The sequence below is a fragment of the Pseudomonas sp. QL9 genome (assembly GCF_041409665.1).
GTDB lineage: Bacteria > Pseudomonadota > Gammaproteobacteria > Pseudomonadales > Pseudomonadaceae > Pseudomonas > Pseudomonas knackmussii.
Map to the genome: position 1 here is coordinate 4,496,772 of NZ_CP166971.1, position 15,285 is coordinate 4,512,056.

The window sequence follows — 15,285 nt, forward strand, 5'->3', positions numbered from 1 at the left end:
TGGAGGTAGCGTGAACGCATTGCAAGGCATCGAAGGGCGGGTGGAGTGGGGCGAGCGGCCGGCGCCGGCCTGTGCTCCGGGGCAGATTCGCATCCGTGTGGCAGCGGCCGGGCTCAACCGTGCCGATCTGCTGCAGAAAGCAGGGCTCTATCCGCCGCCGCCGGGCGCCAGCGACATCCTTGGTCTGGAGTGCGCCGGGGTGGTCAGCGAGACAGGTGCCGGTGTCACCTGGCAGGTTGGCGACCGCGTCTGCGCGCTGTTGGCTGGTGGCGGCATGGCCGAGGAGGTGGTGGTGGATGCGCGTCATGCGCTGCCAGTGCCGGCGGGCCTGTCGCTGGCCGAGGCGGCAGCGCTGCCGGAAGTCTACGCCACGGCTTGGCTGAACCTGTTCCAGCTCGGTGGCTTGAAGCCGGGCGAGAAGGTCCTGCTGCATGCTGGCGCCAGCGGCGTGGGGTCGGCGGGCATACAGCTGTGCAAGGCCTTTGGCAGCCCGTGCTGGGTCAGCGTCGGCTCGGCCGACCGCCTGGCCTACTGCGAGGCACTGGGCGCCGAGGGCGGCGTGCTGCGGGGTGACGATCTGCAGTCGCTGCGCGATTTCGCGCCTTTCGACCTGATCCTCGATCCGGTCGGCGCCAACTACGCAGAGCTGAACCTGCAGTTGCTGCGCCAGGATGGCCGCTGGGTGGTCATCGGCCTGATGGGCGGCCGCAAGGCCGAGTTGGACCTGGCGCTGCTGCTGGGCAAGCGCATCCAGCTGACGGGCTCGACGCTGCGCAGCCGCGATGCCGACTTCAAGGCACAGCTGATCGCCGAGCTGGGCGAGAAGGTCTGGCCGCTGTTCGCAAGCGGGCAGCTCAAGCCGCAGCTGGAACGGCAGTTCGCCGCCAAGGAGGCCGAACTGGCCTTCGAGACCCTGGCGAGCAACCAGGTGCAAGGCAAGGTGGTGCTGCTGGTCGACGAAAGCCTGGCCTGAGGGCCTGCTATCGAGGGCGTATGACCGCTAACGGTTATGCGCCCGACGCATCAAGCCAGCCTATTTCCAGGAAAGAACTTCCCAGCCCGAGCGCTCGGCTTCGGCGCGCAGCGCTGTGTCCGGGTTCACCACGTGCGGATTGCCGACGCGACGCAGCAGCGGCAGGTCGTTGCGCGAGTCGGAATAGAAGTGCGCTTCGGCCAGTGCCTTGTCTTCCCCGTCCAGCCAGTCCAGCAGGCGGATGATCTTGCCTTCGCGGTAGGTGAGCACGCCCTGGGTGCGGCCGGTGTAGTGGCCGTTGACGACTTCCAGGTCGATGGCCAGCACCTCGCTAATGCCGATGCGCTCGGCGATCGGCTGGACCAGGTGTACGCCGGAGGCCGAGATCACCAGCGGGTGGTCGCCGGCGGCGCGGTGGCGCGCCAGGGTAGAGCAGGCGTCGCTGTAGATCAGCGGTTCGATGACGTCTTCGACGTAGGCTTCGACTTCCCGCTCGACTTCATCGACGCTGCGCCCGGCCATCGGCTCCAGGCTGAATGCCATGTAGTCCTCCATGGACAGTTCGCCGATTGCGTAGCGCGCCATCAGCTCGGCGTCGCGTTTCACGAAGGACACGCCGTCGACCCAGCCGAGGTCGGCCATGCGCCGGCTCCACAGGCTGGCGCAGTCGCCGCCGATAAGGGTTTCGTCGAGGTCGAAGATCACCAGGGCCATCAGGCCACCTCCCGGATGCTGTCTTGGTCGATTGCCAGGCCCAGTTCGGTGCCGGCGGGGTAGAGGCGTTCGGCGCTGCGATTGAGCACGTCCACCGTGAGTTCAACGCCGTCGGCATCCACGCGGTAGCGGATGACGTTGCCGAGCAGGCTGTGGGAGAGCACGCGCACGGCAATTCCATCGCCCGGCTCCTGGCTCAGGCGCAGGGATTCCGGGCGGATCGCCACCTGCCCGGCGAAGCGGCGGCCGAGCAGCTTGCCGGCCTCGTCGGCGGCGAGCAAGTTGTAGTTGCCGATGAAGCCTGCAGCGAAGGCGTCGCGCGGCGCCGTGTAGAGGGTTTCCGCGTCGCCGCTCTGGACGATGCGCCCTGCGTTCATCAGGACGATGCGGTCCGACAGCGTCAGCGCCTCTTCCTGGTCGTGGGTGACGAACACGGTCGTCAGCTGCAGCTCTTGCTGGATGCGCCGGATCTGTTCGCGCAGGTGCTTGCGGATGCGCGCGTCCAGGGCCGACAGCGGCTCGTCGAGCAGCAGCAGGCGCGGGCGAGTGACCAGCGAACGGGCGAGGGCAACGCGCTGGCACTGGCCGCCGGAAAGCTGGTGAGGGTAGCGCTCGGCGAAGCTGCCGAGCTCGACCATGTCCAGCACCTCGGCAACCCGCTGGCTGGCCTCGACGGCCGGCACTTTCTGCATGCGCAGGCCGAAGGCCACGTTCTGCTGCACGGTCATGTTGGGGAACAGCGCGTAGCTCTGGAACACCATGGCGATGCCGCGCTTCTGCGGCGACAGCGGCACCAGGTCCTGGCCGTCGACCAGGATGCGCCCGCTGTCCACCGAGGTCAGCCCGGCGATGCAGCGCAGCAGGGTGGATTTGCCGCAGCCGCTGGGGCCGAGGAGGGTGACGAACTCGCCGCGCTCGGCGGCGAAGTCGATGTCCTGGAACACCTGGGTGTTCCCGTAGCTCTTGTTCAGGTGTTCGACGCTGAGGAAGCTCATGTGCGTTCCTTGTCCTTGTTCAATCGGTTGGCCGCCCAGGTGAGCAGCAGGACGAAGAAGAAATACGAGACCACCACCGCGCTGGTGTAGTGGCCGCTGCTGTTGCGCATGTTGTTGAGGAACACCTGCAGGGTTTCGTAGCGGGTGCCCACCAGCAGGTTGGCGAAGACGAATTCGCCGATGAGGAAGCTGAAGGAAAGGAAGAGTGCGGCCATCAGCCCCTTGCGCAGGTTCGGCAGCAGCACCAGCAGCGCCGCTTGCCAGGTGCTGGCGCCGAGCAGGTGGGCGGCGTCCATCAGGTCGTGCAGGTTGATCGCCTGCAGGTTGTTGCCGATGGCGCGGTACATGAAGGGCAGGGCGATGGTGAAGTAGCAGCCGATCAGCATCCAGGGCGTCCCCACCAGTGGAATCGGGCCGGCGGCATACAGCTGCAGCAGGCCGACGGAGGAGACCACCGGCGGCACCGCGAAGGGCAGCAGGATGAGCACGTTCATCAGCGCGTCCAGGCGCGGGAAGTAGTAGTGCACGACGAACATCAGCGGCAGTACCAGCACCACGCTCAACACCAGCGCACCGGCGCAGACCAGCAGCGACTTGCCGAAGGCGGCGAGGAAGCGCGGGTCGCTCCACAGCGTCAGGTACCACTTGATGGTCAGGCCGTCGGGCAGGATGCTCGCCGACCACTGGGTGGCCAGGGAGTAGAGCAGGGTCGCGGCCAGCGGCAGCAGAAGGATCAGGAACAGGCCGTAGACCACCACGCGGTGGTAGAGCCCGCCCCCGGCGTTACTAGCGTTTCTGGGCATGGTAGCTCCGGCGCAGCAGCCACTGGTGGACGAAGGTGATCAGGCTCATCAGGAAGACCAGCAGCATGGCGAGCGCGCTGGCCATGTCCGGGTCCAGGAAGATGTCGCCAGCGACCAGCCCCGCGATGCGGATTGGCAGTACGTTGAAGTTGCCGGTGGTCAGCGAGTAGACGGTGGCGTAAGCGCCTAGCGCGTTGGCTAGCAGGATCACGAATGTGCCGAGTAGCGCAGGGGTCAGCACAGGGACGCCGATCAGCCGCCAGAACTGCCAGTTGCTGGCGCCGAGCAGCGCCGCGGATTCGCGCCAGTCCTCGCGTACCGCATCGAACGCGGGGAAGAGCAGCATCACGCCCAGGGGAATCTGGAAGTAGGTGTAGAGGATGATCAGGCCGGTCTTGGAGTACAGGTTGAAGTCGCTGATCAGTCCGGTCTGCTTGAGCAGCAGGGTAATGGCGCCGTTGAAGCCGAGGATGATGATGAAGGCGAAGGCCAGCGGCACCCCGGCGAAGTTGCTGGTCATGTTGGCGAAGGCCATGACGAAGTCGCGCAGGCGGCTGTTCACCTGGCGCAGCGAGTGGCAGCCGAGCACCGCTATCAGCAGGCCGATCAGGCTCGACCAGAGCGAGATGTCGAGGCTGTTGCCGATCGCCTGGCGGTAGAACGGCGAGGCGAAGATCTCGCGGAAGTTGCCCAGGCCCCAGGCGCCGGCGGCCTGCACGCTGTGCAGGGCGATCCACACCAGAGGCGCCAGTTGGAAGGCGGCGAAGAACAGGGCGAACGGCAGCAGGCAGAGCAGCGCGATGAGTTTTCCGCGGGTCGATCTCATGGTCGCAGCAATCCTTCGCAGACCGGTTTGTCATGGGCGACGCCGAGGATTTCGCAGAGGCTGCCGCAGAGCTCGACCTGGCGTGGGCGCACCTGGTCGTCGAGGCTGAACGCGTTGCCGAAGACGAACAGCGGCACCTCGCGCTCCTCAGGCAGCACGCCGCCGTGGGTGCGGTCGTCGTTCATGCCGTGGTCGGCGGTGACCATCACCTGGTAGCCCGCAGCCAGCCACTGGTGAAGGTATTCGGAAAGGATGATGTCGGCGTGCCGCGCGCAGTTGCGGTACTGCGGGCTGTTCAGGCCGTGCTTGTGGCCGACGTCGTCGATGTTCATCGGATGCACCAGCAGCACGTCGGGCTGGTGGCGACGGCGCAGGCGCTCGGCGTCGGCGAACAGGTGCGAGTCCGGATAGTGGTCGGTCCAGTAGAAGTGGCCGTGCTGGATCGGCAGGGAAATGTCCTCGGTATGTCTGTCGCGGCTGTCGTCGAACGGCGAGCGGTTGTACAGCTCGCTGATCCAGTGATAGGCCGCGGCAGCGGTCTTCAGGCCGGCATCGCGGGCATAGTGGAACAGGCTGCGCTGGGTGGACAGGCGCGACACGCCGTTGTGCAGGATGCCGCTGTCGATGGGCGGCACGCCGGTGAGAATGCATTCATAGAGGGGGCGCGACAGGGACGGCAGCTCGCACTCCAGGCGGTAGAGCTGGCCGCGCCCGGCCTTGCAGAGCGCCTGCAGGTGGCCCATGCAGTCGTGGGCGACGCTGTAGTTGAGGCCATCGAGGATGACCAGGACGACGGGTTGGGACATCGGGACGGCCTGCGCTGACGAATTCGGAAGGAACCGCCCCCGCATGCGCGGGGGCGGCGATGCATCACTGCATGTTGATGATCACGCTTTCCTGCCAGAGGCGCGGGATGCGCTTGGAGGTCTCCTCCCAGGCCTTGGCGTCCTTGATCGGCTGGACCTTGGCGTACTGCTCGTTGGGCAGCAGCTTGGCCTTGACCTCGGCCGGCAGCGTCAGGTGCTCGGCGCGGATCGGCCGGGCGTTGCCCTTGGCCAGGTTGATCTGCCCGGCGTCGCTGAAGATGTACTCGCGGGCGAGCTTCGCGGCATTCGGGTGCTTGGCGAACTTGTTGATGATGGTGGTGTAGCCGGAGATCACCGAACCGTCGGAGGGGATCAGCACCTCGAAGCGGCTGGGGTCGATCTGATCGCGGTAGCTCAGGCCGTTGAAGTCCCAGACCACGCCGACTTCCACTTCACCCTTCTCGAGGGTGTTGATCACCGGGTTGGTCAGCGACAGGCGGCCCTGCTTGGCCAGCTGGGCAAAGAAGTCCAGGCCCGGCTGGATGTTCTTCTCGTCGCCGCCGTTGGCGATGGCCGCGGCGAGCACGCCGTTGACCGCCTGGGCGGCGGTGCCGACGTCACCGATGGTGACCTTGTACTTGCCCTTGAGCAGGTCGGCCCAGCTGTGCGGGACGTCCTTGACCAGTTGCTTGTTGACGATGAAGGCGATGCTGCCGGTATAGGCCAGCGCCCAGTGCCCGTCCTTGTCCTTGGCCCAGTCGGGGACCTGGTCCCAGGTGCTCGGCTTGTACGGCAGGGCCAGGCCCTGCTGCACGGCGATCGGCCCGAAGGCGGCGCCGACGTCGCCGATGTCGGCGCTGGCGTTCTCGCCCTCGGCCTTGAACTTGGCCAGTTCCTGGGCGGAGCTCATGTCGGTGTCGACATGCTTGAGCCCGTACTTGCTCTCCAGGTCCTTCCAGGTGTCTTTCCAATTCGCCCAGCTGTCCGGCATGCCGACGCTGTTGATCTGGCCTTCCTTGCGGGCGGCCTGTTCCAGCGCCTGCAGGTCGGCATCGGCGGCCATTGCCGCGGCGCCGCCGAGGGCGATTGCTGTTCCCAGCAGTGAAGCAAGCAAGCGTTTCATTCGGTGCTCCTTCGTTCATCGGGTTTGGGTGTGCGGTCCGCGTCGCAGTGTTCTGGCAGCGGAAAAACTCTGGTCTAGATCAGCAAGACCCAGGCCAATCTACGAGCCGGGTATGACAGTTTCGTGTCCGTGGGTCAGCTCGGCTCTGCGGCGGCTCCGGCCCAGTACAGCCTAGACCATGCGTAAGATGTTGATCCGCTTGAGCTATGCTGCGCAGATTGCTGGCATGGGAGGTGCTTGCCACCTGGCTGTCACAGGATATTCATCGCTGCTTTCTAGAGTGGAGCAGCCGCTAACGGCACCGAATTGCCCTGAAATGGGGCTGGACTAGTCCAGAAGAGGGATACCGCATGCGCGACGAGGCGCTACCGACAGTGACGGCGATCTGCCGAGCCCTGATCGAACAGATCGACAGCGGCCTGCTGCCGGCCGCCGGCAAGTTGCCGGCAGAACGCCGCCTCAGCGAGTTGTTCGATACCACGCGTATCACCCTGCGCGAGGCGCTGACCCAACTCGAAGCGCAGGGGCTGATCTATCGCGAGGAGCGCCGCGGCTGGTTCGTCTCGCCACCGCGGCTGCTTTACAACCCACTGGTACGCAGCCACTTCCACGAGATGGTCGCTGGGCAGAACCGGGTGCCGGCGACCGAAGTGATCTCGGCACGGCAGGTGCCGGCGAGTCCGGCGATCTGTGCGCACCTGGAGCTCCCGGCGCTCTCCAGCGTTTACCAGATCCGCCGCGCACGGCGGGTGGATGGTCGCCTGGTGCTGTATGTCGAGCATTACCTCAATCCGGCCTATTTCCCCGGAATCCTCGATTGCGACCTGCGCCAGTCGCTGACCGATCTCTACGCCAGCCGCTACGACATTCGCTACGGCCGCGTGCGGTTCGACATGGTCCCCACCGCGCTGCACGGCGAGGCCGCTGCGGCACTGCGCGTGGCTGAGGGTAGCCCGGCGCTGCGCATCACCCGGATCAACCGCGACCAGCATGGGCGGATCATCGACTGCGACCTGGAATTCTGGCGGCACGACGCCATCCACGTGAGCGTGGAAGTGCCGGATTGAAGACGTTTGTATAGGAGCGAGCTTGCTCGCGAACCCGAGTCTCTGCGGCCTGTCAGGCCTTGCGCTCTGGATTCCACTCCGGATAGGCGGGGATGTTCTCGCCGGAGAGCCACGGGCGGTCGTGTGACGTCCAGATGTGGCGGGCCGGGCGGGTGCCCGGGTCGTCGTCGAGCGTGGCCACCCGCACGATGACATGCGGCTGGCCGTCGCGTTCGGCGATCAGATGGCTGCCGCAGCGCGGGCAGAAGCGCCGCAGTTTCCCCGGCGAGGATTCGTAGGCCGCCACCAGCGCCTCGCCGCGGGTCCAGCGGAAATGCTCGCGCAGGACGCCGGCGGTCGTGGCGAAGGCAGCCGCATGAGCCTTCTGGCAGGTCTGGCAGTGACAATGGCTGATCGGCATGTCGAGCGAGTCGATCTCGTAGCCGATTGCACCGCACAGGCAGCTACCTTTCAGGCTCATGTTTTTCTCCTCAGGGCAGTTCGATGCTTTCGTAGAAGGCGCTCAGCACCTTGGCCAGGTAGCGCAGGTCCTGGCTGCCGGCCAGCTCGCGGATGCTGTGCATGGCGAAGGTCGGCAGGCCGATGTCGACGGTGCGCACGCCCAGCTGGCTGGCGGTAAGCGGGCCGATGGTCGAGCCGCAACCCATGTCGCTGCGGGTCACGAAGCTCTGCACCGGGACTTCATTCTCCAGGCACAGGTGGCGGAAGAAACCGGCGGTTTCGCTGCTGGTGGCGTAGCGCTGGTTGCTGTTGACCTTGATCACCGGGCCGCCGTTGAGCTGCGGGCCGTGATTGCCGTCGTGCTTGTCGGCGTAGTTGGGGTGCACGCCGTGGGCGTTGTCGGCGGAGACCAGCAGCGAGCGCTGGATCACGCGGACGAAGGCGTCGCCTTCGGGCAGCAGGCGGCGCAGGGTCTGTTCGAGGAACGGGCCATCGGCGCCGCAGGCCGAACAGGAGCCGACTTCCTCGTGGTCGGTGCAGACCAGCACCGCGCTCTGTTCGTCACCGCTGGTTAGTAGCGCTTCCAGGCCGGCGTAGCACGACAGCAGGTTGTCCAGGCGGGCGCCGGCGATGAACTCACCACCCAGGCCGACCACTGCCGCGCGTTGGGTGTCGTAGAAGCTCAGTTCGTAGTCGAGGATGGCGTCGGCAATGATGCCATGCTCGTTCTGCAGCTGTTCGCCGAGCAGGTCGCGGAAGTCGCGGGTTTCGCCGGCGGCCAGTTGGGCCAGGATCGGTGGCAGCTCGTTCTGCGCATTGATCGGCCAGCCCTGGTTGGCCTCGCGGTTGAGGTGGATGGCCAGGTTGGGAATCACTGCGATGGGCGCGCGGAAGTCGATCAGGCGGCTTTCCACCTTGCCCGCCAGGCGGAAGGTGACACGGCCGGCGAGCGACAGGTCGCGGTCGAACCAGGGCGCGAAGAGGGCGCCGCCGTAGACTTCGACGCCCAGCTGCCAGTAGCCCTGGCGTGCCAGTTCCGGGTTCGGCTTGACCCGCAGGCAGGGGCTGTCGGTGTGTGCGCCAACCAGGCGCAGGCCGTGCTCGAGCGGTGCGTTGCGGCCGAGCTTGAAGGCGATCAGCGAGGAGTCGTTACGGGTCACGTAGTAGCGCCCGCCTGCTTCGGTGCGCCAAGCGTCGCGTTCGTCGAGGCGCTGGTAGCCGGCCTCTTCGAGGCGCCGGGCGAGGCTTGCGGTGGCATGGAAAGGCGTCGGCGAGGCCGCGAGGAAATCGATCAGGCCCTGGTTGAGATCTGCACGCATGGGAAACTCCGGACAGCGAATGGCGGAAGTTTATCGCAAATGTGTGGCAGCGCGGCTGTGGGAAGCGGGCGGGATGGCTTGTACTGCCATGCCCGCGAATCGCGGGGTCAGAACGGTGCGGGCGACTCGAAGCGCATCCGCTCGCCGGTCTGCGGATGGGTCAGGCACAGCAGGCTGGCGTGCAGGCACAGGCGGTCGCGCAGGGTCAGGGCTTCGCCCTGGGCGTAGAGGCGGTCGCCGAGCAGCGGGTGGCCGATGGAGAGCATGTGCACGCGCAGCTGGTGCGAGCGGCCGGTGATCGGGGTCAGCTCGACGCGTGCGTAGTTTCCGCAGCGCTCGACCACTCGCCAGAAGGTCAGTGCATGACGGCCGTGCTCGTGGCAGACGATGTGCCGAGGCTTGTTTTCCGGGTCGTAGCGCAACGGCAGGTCGATGCGACCGCTGTCCAGCTCGGGTTCGCCCCAGCATAGCGCGGTGTAGGCCTTCTCGGTCTCACGGTCGTGGAATTGCCGGGACAGCTCGCGGTGGCTGTCCGCGTCGCGCGCCAGCACCATCAGGCCGGAGGTTTCCCAGTCCAGGCGGTGAACGATGCGTGCTTCCGGATAGCCGTTCTCCTGCAGTCGGGTTACCAGGCAGTCCTTGTTGTCGTCGGCGCGACCGGGGACGGAGAGCAGCAGGGTGGGCTTGTTCACCACCAGCAGGGCGGCGTCCTGGTGGACGATCTGGATGTTCGACAGCGGCATGGCAATTGACCGGAGAAAAAGAAACGACTGCGGCGGCCGAGGCCGCCGCAGGGTACCGTGCGGAACTCAGCGTTCCGGCAGGGTGATGTTGAGCTCCAGGATCGAGCAGCTACCCTGGTTGGCCAGTTCGACCTGGACTTGCTCCTGGTCGATCGGCACGTACTTGCGGATCACTTCCAGCAGGTCTTTCTGCAGCTGCGGCAGGTAGTCAGGCTGGGAGCGGTTGCCGCGCTCGTGGGCGACGATGATCTGGAGTCTTTCCTTCGCTATCGACGCACTGGATTGCGCCTTTCGGCTGCGAAAGAAGTCTAAAAGGCTCATTCACGTCCTCCGAACAGTCGTTGCAGGAATCCTTTCTTCTGCACATCGAGGAACCGATGCGGCATCTCTTTGCCCAGCAGGCGGTCGACGGCGTCGCTGTAGGCCTGGCCGGCGTCGCTCTGGTCGTCGAGGATGACCGGTACGCCCTGGTTCGAGGCCTTGAGCACGGCTTGCGACTCCGGGATCACGCCGAGCAGGCGGATCGCCAGGATTTCCTCGACGTCTTCCACGCCGAGCATCTCGCCCTTGGTGACGCGCTCGGGGTTGTAGCGGGTCAGCAGCAGGTGCTCCTTGATCGGCTCCTCGCCCTTCTCGGAGCGCTGCGACTTGCTGGCCAGCAGACCGAGCATGCGGTCGGAGTCGCGTACCGAGGAGACTTCCGGGTTGGTCACGACGATCGCCTCGTCGGCGAAGTACATGGCCAGGTGGGCACCTTTCTCGATGCCGGCCGGGGAGTCGCAGATGATGTATTCGAAGTTTTGCTTGAGCTCTTCCATGACCTTGCCGACGCCTTCCTGGGTCAGGGCGTCCTTGTCACGGGTCTGGCTGGCGGCCAGGACGAACAGGTTCTCGAGGCGCTTGTCCTTGATCAGGGCCTGGGTCAGTGTGGCTTCGCCGTTGATGACGTTGACGAAGTCGTAAACCACGCGGCGTTCGCAGCCCATGATCAGGTCGAGGTTACGCAGGCCCACGTCGAAGTCGACGATGACGGTCTTGTGGCCACGCAGGGCCAGGCCGGTGCCGATTGCTGCGCTGGTGGTAGTTTTACCGACGCCACCCTTACCGGAAGTGACTACGAGGATCTTGGCCAAGGTGATTCACCCCAAAGAAAAAACGAAGGATTCTGGTCCCTGAAAGTCGCGGCAGTATCCGTTAAAGGCGGGTGATGTTCAACACGTCACCCGACAGGCTGACGTGGACCGCCTGACCCCACTGCGGACTGCGCCTAAGGTCTTCTGCCACCTTGTAATTTCCGGCGATCGAGACCAGTTCGGCGCCCAGTTGCTGGCAGAAGATCCGGGCGCTGGTGTCGCCCTTGACGCCTGCCAGGGCACGGCCGCGCATCGGACCGTAAACGTGGATATTTCCGTCGGCGAGAAGTTCCGCGCCGGGGCTGACCGGCGCCAGCACGATGAGGTCGCCGCCGGCTGCGTATATCTGCATGCCGCCACGTACCGGGGCGGTGATCATCTTGGTCGGGCGGACCACCGGAAGAGCGGGCTCGACCGGCTCCTCGGCTTTCTCTTCGACCGGTTCGGCGGCCTTTTCCTCGACCTTCTCCTCGGCTTTGGCCGCCAGTTGCGCTTCGACGGCTTTCTCGACCACCTGTCCGGCCAGCTTCTCGCTGCGCGGGCGGCGGATCACCGGCTCGGCGGTCGGCGCGTCCTTGGGCTCCAGCGGGCGCTCGCGCGAGCCGGACTGCGGCAGCACGGGGATGTCCAGCATGGTCGCCAGGCGCAGGTCTTCCTCGCGGTTGGCGCGGATCGCCAGGGTGCGCAGGCCGTGGCGGCGGCAGATGTCCAGCACGCCTTGCAGGTCGAGCTGGCCTTCACCGTCGGGGAGTTTGTCCAGGGCGAGCACCAGCGGGGTGTCGCGGAAGAAATTCGGAGCCTGGGCGACCTTGTCGGCAAGCTGTCTGTCCAGGCGCGCCAAGTCGTTGTGTGCCAGTTCCAGCACGGTGACGGCGAGCATGCTGCCCTTGAGCTGGAATACGGGATCTTGGTCGAGGAGGTCGGCTTGGCTCATGGTCGGACTGCATCGCTAAATGGCCTCGACTTATAGCGGACCGTCCCAGCGCCCGCAAGCCTGGCGCGGCGCCACTTCCGCGGTAGCGGTGCAAAGCCCGTCGCTCGCGGTAGAATGCCGCTCTTTGCCTGTCTATCCGGAACCCTTCATGGATCGTCCCCAATTTCGCGCCGCCTTCCTCCATCCGCGCTACTGGCCGCTATGGCTGGGCCTCGGCGTGCTGTGGCTGGTGGTGCAACTGCCCTATCCGCTGCTGCTGTGCCTGGGCCGTGCCCTGGGTGCGGTGATGTATCGGGTGGTCGGCAGCCGCCGGGCGATTGCCGCGCGCAACCTGGAGCTGTGCTTCCCGGAGAAGTCCGCCGCCGAGCGCAAGCGGCTGCTTAAAGAGAACTTCGCTTCAACAGGCATCGCTTTCTTCGAGATGGCCATGAGCTGGTGGTGGCCGAAGGCGCGCCTGGCGAAGCTCGCCCATATCGAAGGCCTGGATATCCTGCGCAAGGCCCAGGCCGAGGGGCAGGGCGTGATCCTCATGGCCATGCACTTCACCACCCTGGAGATCGGCGCGGCGCTGCTTGGCCAGGTGCAGACCATCGACGGCATGTACCGCGAGCACGACAACCCGCTGTTCGACTTCGTGCAGCGCCGTGGCCGTGAGCGGCACAACGCCGACGCCAGCGCCATCGAGCGCGAGGACGTGCGCGCCATGCTCAAGGTGCTGCGCGCCGGCCGGGCCATCTGGTACGCACCGGACCAGGACTACGGCGCCAAGCAGAGCCTGTTCGTGCCGCTGTTCGGCATCCAGGCGGCCACCGTCACCGCTACCACCAAGTTCGCCCGCCTGGGCCGCGCGCTGGTCTGCCCGTTCACCCAGACGCGCCTGGCCGATGGCTCCGGCTACCGCCTGGTGATCCATCCGCCGCTGCAGGACTTCCCCGGCGAGACCGAGGAGGCCGACTGCCTGCGCGTCAACCAGTGGGTCGAGGCCGAGATCCGCCAGCAACCGGAGCAGTACCTGTGGGCGCATCGGCGCTTCAAGAGCCGCCCGGAAGGCGAGCCCAAGCTCTACGCGAAGCGCTGAGCGCCGGCTTTACCGAACCCGGCGCAGCGACATACTTGATTGCAGGACGCATCCAGGACTCCTGTCGTGACTGAATCCGCCGAGCAGCACCCGACTTCCCATTCTCCCCGCGCCGTTACCGGGCTGATCCTGTCCGGCGGCGGCGCCCGCGCGGCCTACCAGGTCGGGGTGCTCGCGGCCATCGCCGAGCTGCTGCCGGAAGGTGCGGCCAATCCGTTCCCTGTGATCGTCGGCACCTCGGCCGGCGCCATCAATGCAGTGGGGCTGGCTTGCGGTGCGCTCTCGTTCCGCGAGGCTATCCATAGCCTCACGCGGGTCTGGAAGGGTTTCCAGACCGGCCAGGTCTACCGCGGCGACTTCCTCGGCGTGTGCGGCCAGGCGTTGCGCTTCCTCAGCCACAGCCTGCTTGGCCTCGGCCGGAGGCAGCCGGTGGCGCTGCTCGACAGCACGCCGCTGCGCCATCTGCTGGCCCGCGAGCTGGACTTCTCGGGCATCTCCGCCGCCTTGCAGGCGCGGAAGCTGCGCGCGGTCGCGGTTACCGCGTTCGGCTACGAGTCCGGCCAGGCAGTGACCTTCTACCAAGGACGCGCCACCATCGAGCCCTGGCTGCGTCATCGGCGGGTCGGCACGCCAACGCGGCTGAATCTGGAGCACCTGCTGGCCAGTTCGGCGATTCCCCTGCTGTTCGCTCCGGTGTGCATCCAGCAGGAGTATTTCGGCGACGGCGCGGTACGCCAGCAGGCGCCGATCAGTCCGGCGCTGCATTTGGGGGCCAACCGCGTGCTGGTGATCGGCGTCAGCGGCAATCCGACCCGCAGCGATCCCAACGAAGGCGCCGACACCCCGCGCAGCGGCCGGCCACCAAGCCTCGCGCAGATGGGCATCCACCTGCTCAACGGCACCTTCATCGACAGCCTGGAAGGCGACATCGAGGTGCTGCAGCGCATCAACTACCTGGGCAAGCTGGTGCCCGTGGAACGCCGCCAGCAAGAGGCGGGTTTGCGTGAGGTGGAGGTACTGCTGGTGTCGCCGTCGGTGCCGCTGGACGAGATCGCCGCCAAGCACCGCAAGGAGCTGCCCTGGGCGCTGCGCCTGTTCCTGCGTGGCCCTGGCGCTACCCGGGCGAGCGGGGCGGGCGTGCTGAGCTACCTGCTGTTCGAGCGGGGCTATTGCCACGAGCTCATCCGCCTGGGCTACAAGGACGCGATGAACCAACGGGCGGAGTTGACGCGCTTCCTCGGGCTGGAAGAGCACAACCTGTAATCGCCCGCTCCGGCTTCAAATATGTTTAGGAGCGAGCTTGCTCGCGAACGGCTTCGGTACGTGACCCGTTCGCGAGCAAGCTCGCTCCTACGAAAGGCAGGACTTATCAGACCGCCAGCACGCCATCGCGGTAGTCGCGCAGGGCCTGCTCGATTTCCTCGCGGCTGTTCATCACGAAGGGCCCGTACTGCACGATCGGCTCCTGGAGCGGCTTGCCGGCCAGCAGCAGGACGCGCGCACCACCAGCACTGCTCAACTTCACGGCATCGCCATCGCCCAGGCGGGCCAGACGGTTGTGGCCGATTTCGCCGCCGCGCTCGGCCTCCACCTGCAGGCTGCCTTCGTAGACATAAAGCAGGGCCTGGTGACCACGCGGCAGGTGCGGGGTGACGCTACTACCGGCGGGCAGGCTGAGGTCGTAGTAGTGCGGCTCGGTGTCCGGACGCTGCACGGCGCCGTCGAGGGCGATTTCGCCATCGTCGAAGCGACCGGCGATGACCGTCACGCCCACACCTTGCGCGGTGGTCGTGCGCGGCACGTCTTCCGGTTCTATATCGCGGTAGCCGGCCGGGCCGAGCTTGCTCTTGGCCGGCAGGTTCAGCCAGAGCTGGAAGCCGCGCATGGCGCCTTCTTCCTGTTCCGGCATCTCGCTGTGGATGATGCCGTGGGCGGCGGTCATCCACTGCACGCCGCCGGGCTTGAGCAGGCCTTCGTTGCCCAGGTGGTCGCGGTGGCGCATGCGCCCTTCGAGCATGTAGGTGACGGTTTCGAAGCCGCGATGCGGGTGATCAGGGAAGCCGGCGATGTAGTCGTCGGGGTTCTGCGTATCGAACTGGTCGAGCATCAGGAACGGATCGAAGCGCTCGAGGCCGGGGCCGCCGATCACGCGGGTCAGGCGAACGCCGGCGCCGTCCGAGGCGGGGCGGCCGATGTGCAGGTCGAACAGATTGCGCAGCTGGGTCATGGTGACCTCCTCGATCAGGTATGGAGGCCATCCTAGTCCCGATTGGCGGATAGATGGTTGCGAGTTTTGCGAGGGAAATATCGATTAAGTCGATATTTCCCTC

Annotated in this window: 17 protein-coding genes; 4 read left to right on the forward strand and 13 right to left on the reverse strand. The window is 66.2% G+C overall.

Translation table 11 applies throughout. The annotated features are described in order from the left end of the window. The first annotated feature begins 10 nt into the window (after positions 1-10). Positions 11-973, forward strand: a complete 963-nt coding sequence (locus ACA097_RS20975; protein ID WP_371365775.1) for an NAD(P)H-quinone oxidoreductase — start codon at positions 11-13, stop codon at positions 971-973. A gap of 60 nt (positions 974-1,033) precedes the next feature. Here the strand turns inward: ACA097_RS20975 and ACA097_RS20980 are convergent, their stop codons facing one another. From ACA097_RS20980 to ACA097_RS21005, 6 genes are all read right to left on the reverse strand, one after another. Continuing rightward, complete coding sequence (locus tag ACA097_RS20980) at positions 1,034-1,687, reverse strand: HAD family hydrolase (RefSeq protein ID WP_371365777.1); 654 nt, start codon at positions 1,685-1,687, stop codon at positions 1,034-1,036. Further along, positions 1,687-2,682: an ABC transporter ATP-binding protein gene (locus ACA097_RS20985; protein WP_160287921.1), complete on the reverse strand. Its 996-nt coding sequence runs from the start codon at positions 2,680-2,682 to the stop codon at positions 1,687-1,689. The genes ACA097_RS20980 and ACA097_RS20985 overlap by 1 nt, the downstream gene beginning before the upstream one ends. After that, a complete protein-coding gene (locus ACA097_RS20990; protein WP_043253976.1) occupies positions 2,679-3,485 on the reverse strand; it encodes an ABC transporter permease in 807 nt (268 codons plus the stop codon). The genes ACA097_RS20985 and ACA097_RS20990 overlap by 4 nt, the downstream gene beginning before the upstream one ends. After that, positions 3,469-4,311, reverse strand: coding sequence for an ABC transporter permease subunit (locus ACA097_RS20995; protein WP_043253974.1), 843 nt, complete (start codon positions 4,309-4,311; stop codon positions 3,469-3,471). The genes ACA097_RS20990 and ACA097_RS20995 overlap by 17 nt, the downstream gene beginning before the upstream one ends. Then, positions 4,308-5,117, reverse strand: coding sequence for an alkaline phosphatase family protein (locus tag ACA097_RS21000; RefSeq protein ID WP_371365778.1), 810 nt, complete (start codon positions 5,115-5,117; stop codon positions 4,308-4,310). Before ACA097_RS21000 ends, ACA097_RS20995 begins: the two co-directional genes overlap by 4 nt. 64 nt (positions 5,118-5,181) lie before the next feature. Beyond that, complete coding sequence (locus ACA097_RS21005; RefSeq protein ID WP_043253969.1) at positions 5,182-6,240, reverse strand: ABC transporter substrate-binding protein; 1,059 nt, start codon at positions 6,238-6,240, stop codon at positions 5,182-5,184. A gap of 350 nt (positions 6,241-6,590) precedes the next feature. Between ACA097_RS21005 and ACA097_RS21010 the strand changes: the two genes are divergently transcribed. Then, positions 6,591-7,307: a UTRA domain-containing protein gene (locus ACA097_RS21010; RefSeq protein ID WP_043253966.1), complete on the forward strand. Its 717-nt coding sequence runs from the start codon at positions 6,591-6,593 to the stop codon at positions 7,305-7,307. Between the two features lie 52 nt (positions 7,308-7,359). Here the strand turns inward: ACA097_RS21010 and ACA097_RS21015 are convergent, their stop codons facing one another. The 6 genes from ACA097_RS21015 to minC all read right to left on the reverse strand — a co-directional run bounded on the left by ACA097_RS21015 (position 7,360) and on the right by minC (position 11,877). Further along, entirely contained in the window at positions 7,360-7,767 is a 408-nt protein-coding gene (locus tag ACA097_RS21015; protein WP_043253964.1) for a GFA family protein, read from the reverse strand. A gap of 10 nt (positions 7,768-7,777) precedes the next feature. Beyond that, on the reverse strand, positions 7,778-9,067 hold the full coding sequence (locus tag ACA097_RS21020; RefSeq protein WP_043253961.1) for a M18 family aminopeptidase: 1,290 nt from the start codon (positions 9,065-9,067) through the stop codon (positions 7,778-7,780). Positions 9,068-9,174: 107 nt separating this feature from the next. Beyond that, positions 9,175-9,810: an RluA family pseudouridine synthase gene (locus ACA097_RS21025; RefSeq protein WP_043253959.1), complete on the reverse strand. Its 636-nt coding sequence runs from the start codon at positions 9,808-9,810 to the stop codon at positions 9,175-9,177. Positions 9,811-9,876: 66 nt separating this feature from the next. Continuing rightward, complete coding sequence (gene minE / locus ACA097_RS21030; protein WP_043253957.1) at positions 9,877-10,131, reverse strand: cell division topological specificity factor MinE; 255 nt, start codon at positions 10,129-10,131, stop codon at positions 9,877-9,879. After that, a complete protein-coding gene (gene minD / locus ACA097_RS21035) occupies positions 10,128-10,943 on the reverse strand; it encodes a septum site-determining protein MinD (RefSeq protein ID WP_043253956.1) in 816 nt (271 codons plus the stop codon). Before minD ends, minE begins: the two co-directional genes overlap by 4 nt. A gap of 61 nt (positions 10,944-11,004) precedes the next feature. Continuing rightward, complete coding sequence (gene minC / locus ACA097_RS21040; protein WP_043253955.1) at positions 11,005-11,877, reverse strand: septum site-determining protein MinC; 873 nt, start codon at positions 11,875-11,877, stop codon at positions 11,005-11,007. A gap of 148 nt (positions 11,878-12,025) precedes the next feature. On the opposite strand from minC, the gene ACA097_RS21045 reads away from it, so the two are divergent. Both ACA097_RS21045 and ACA097_RS21050 read left to right on the forward strand, forming a co-directional pair. After that, positions 12,026-12,955 carry a lipid A biosynthesis lauroyl acyltransferase gene (locus ACA097_RS21045; RefSeq protein ID WP_043253954.1) on the forward strand — a complete coding sequence of 310 codons (930 nt, stop codon included), beginning with the start codon at positions 12,026-12,028 and terminating at the stop codon, positions 12,953-12,955. 66 nt (positions 12,956-13,021) lie between these two features. Continuing rightward, on the forward strand, positions 13,022-14,218 hold the full coding sequence (locus tag ACA097_RS21050; RefSeq protein WP_043253952.1) for a patatin-like phospholipase family protein: 1,197 nt from the start codon (positions 13,022-13,024) through the stop codon (positions 14,216-14,218). Positions 14,219-14,324: 106 nt separating this feature from the next. Here the strand turns inward: ACA097_RS21050 and ACA097_RS21055 are convergent, their stop codons facing one another. Next, a complete protein-coding gene (locus ACA097_RS21055; protein ID WP_043253950.1) occupies positions 14,325-15,182 on the reverse strand; it encodes a pirin family protein in 858 nt (285 codons plus the stop codon). Positions 15,183-15,285: the final 103 nt, after the last annotated feature.

Bases quoted from the DNA above. Each gene is read 5' to 3' on its own strand.
- ACA097_RS20980 (WP_371365777.1), bottom strand. From the start codon at position 1,687: ATGGCCCTGGTGATCTTCGACCTCGACGAAACCCTTATCGGCGGCGAC.
- ACA097_RS20985 (WP_160287921.1), bottom strand. From the start codon at position 2,682: ATGAGCTTCCTCAGCGTCGAACACCTGAACAAGAGCTACGGGAACACC.
- ACA097_RS20990 (WP_043253976.1), bottom strand. From the start codon at position 3,485: ATGCCCAGAAACGCTAGTAACGCCGGGGGCGGGCTCTACCACCGCGTG.
- ACA097_RS20995 (WP_043253974.1), bottom strand. From the start codon at position 4,311: ATGAGATCGACCCGCGGAAAACTCATCGCGCTGCTCTGCCTGCTGCCG.
- ACA097_RS21000 (WP_371365778.1), bottom strand. From the start codon at position 5,117: ATGTCCCAACCCGTCGTCCTGGTCATCCTCGATGGCCTCAACTACAGC.
- ACA097_RS21005 (WP_043253969.1), bottom strand. From the start codon at position 6,240: ATGAAACGCTTGCTTGCTTCACTGCTGGGAACAGCAATCGCCCTCGGC.
- ACA097_RS21010 (WP_043253966.1), top strand. From the start codon at position 6,591: ATGCGCGACGAGGCGCTACCGACAGTGACGGCGATCTGCCGAGCCCTG.
- ACA097_RS21015 (WP_043253964.1), bottom strand. From the start codon at position 7,767: ATGAGCCTGAAAGGTAGCTGCCTGTGCGGTGCAATCGGCTACGAGATC.
- ACA097_RS21020 (WP_043253961.1), bottom strand. From the start codon at position 9,067: ATGCGTGCAGATCTCAACCAGGGCCTGATCGATTTCCTCGCGGCCTCG.
- ACA097_RS21025 (WP_043253959.1), bottom strand. From the start codon at position 9,810: ATGCCGCTGTCGAACATCCAGATCGTCCACCAGGACGCCGCCCTGCTG.
- minE (WP_043253957.1), bottom strand. From the start codon at position 10,131: ATGAGCCTTTTAGACTTCTTTCGCAGCCGAAAGGCGCAATCCAGTGCG.
- minC (WP_043253955.1), bottom strand. From the start codon at position 11,877: ATGAGCCAAGCCGACCTCCTCGACCAAGATCCCGTATTCCAGCTCAAG.
- ACA097_RS21045 (WP_043253954.1), top strand. From the start codon at position 12,026: ATGGATCGTCCCCAATTTCGCGCCGCCTTCCTCCATCCGCGCTACTGG.
- ACA097_RS21055 (WP_043253950.1), bottom strand. From the start codon at position 15,182: ATGACCCAGCTGCGCAATCTGTTCGACCTGCACATCGGCCGCCCCGCC.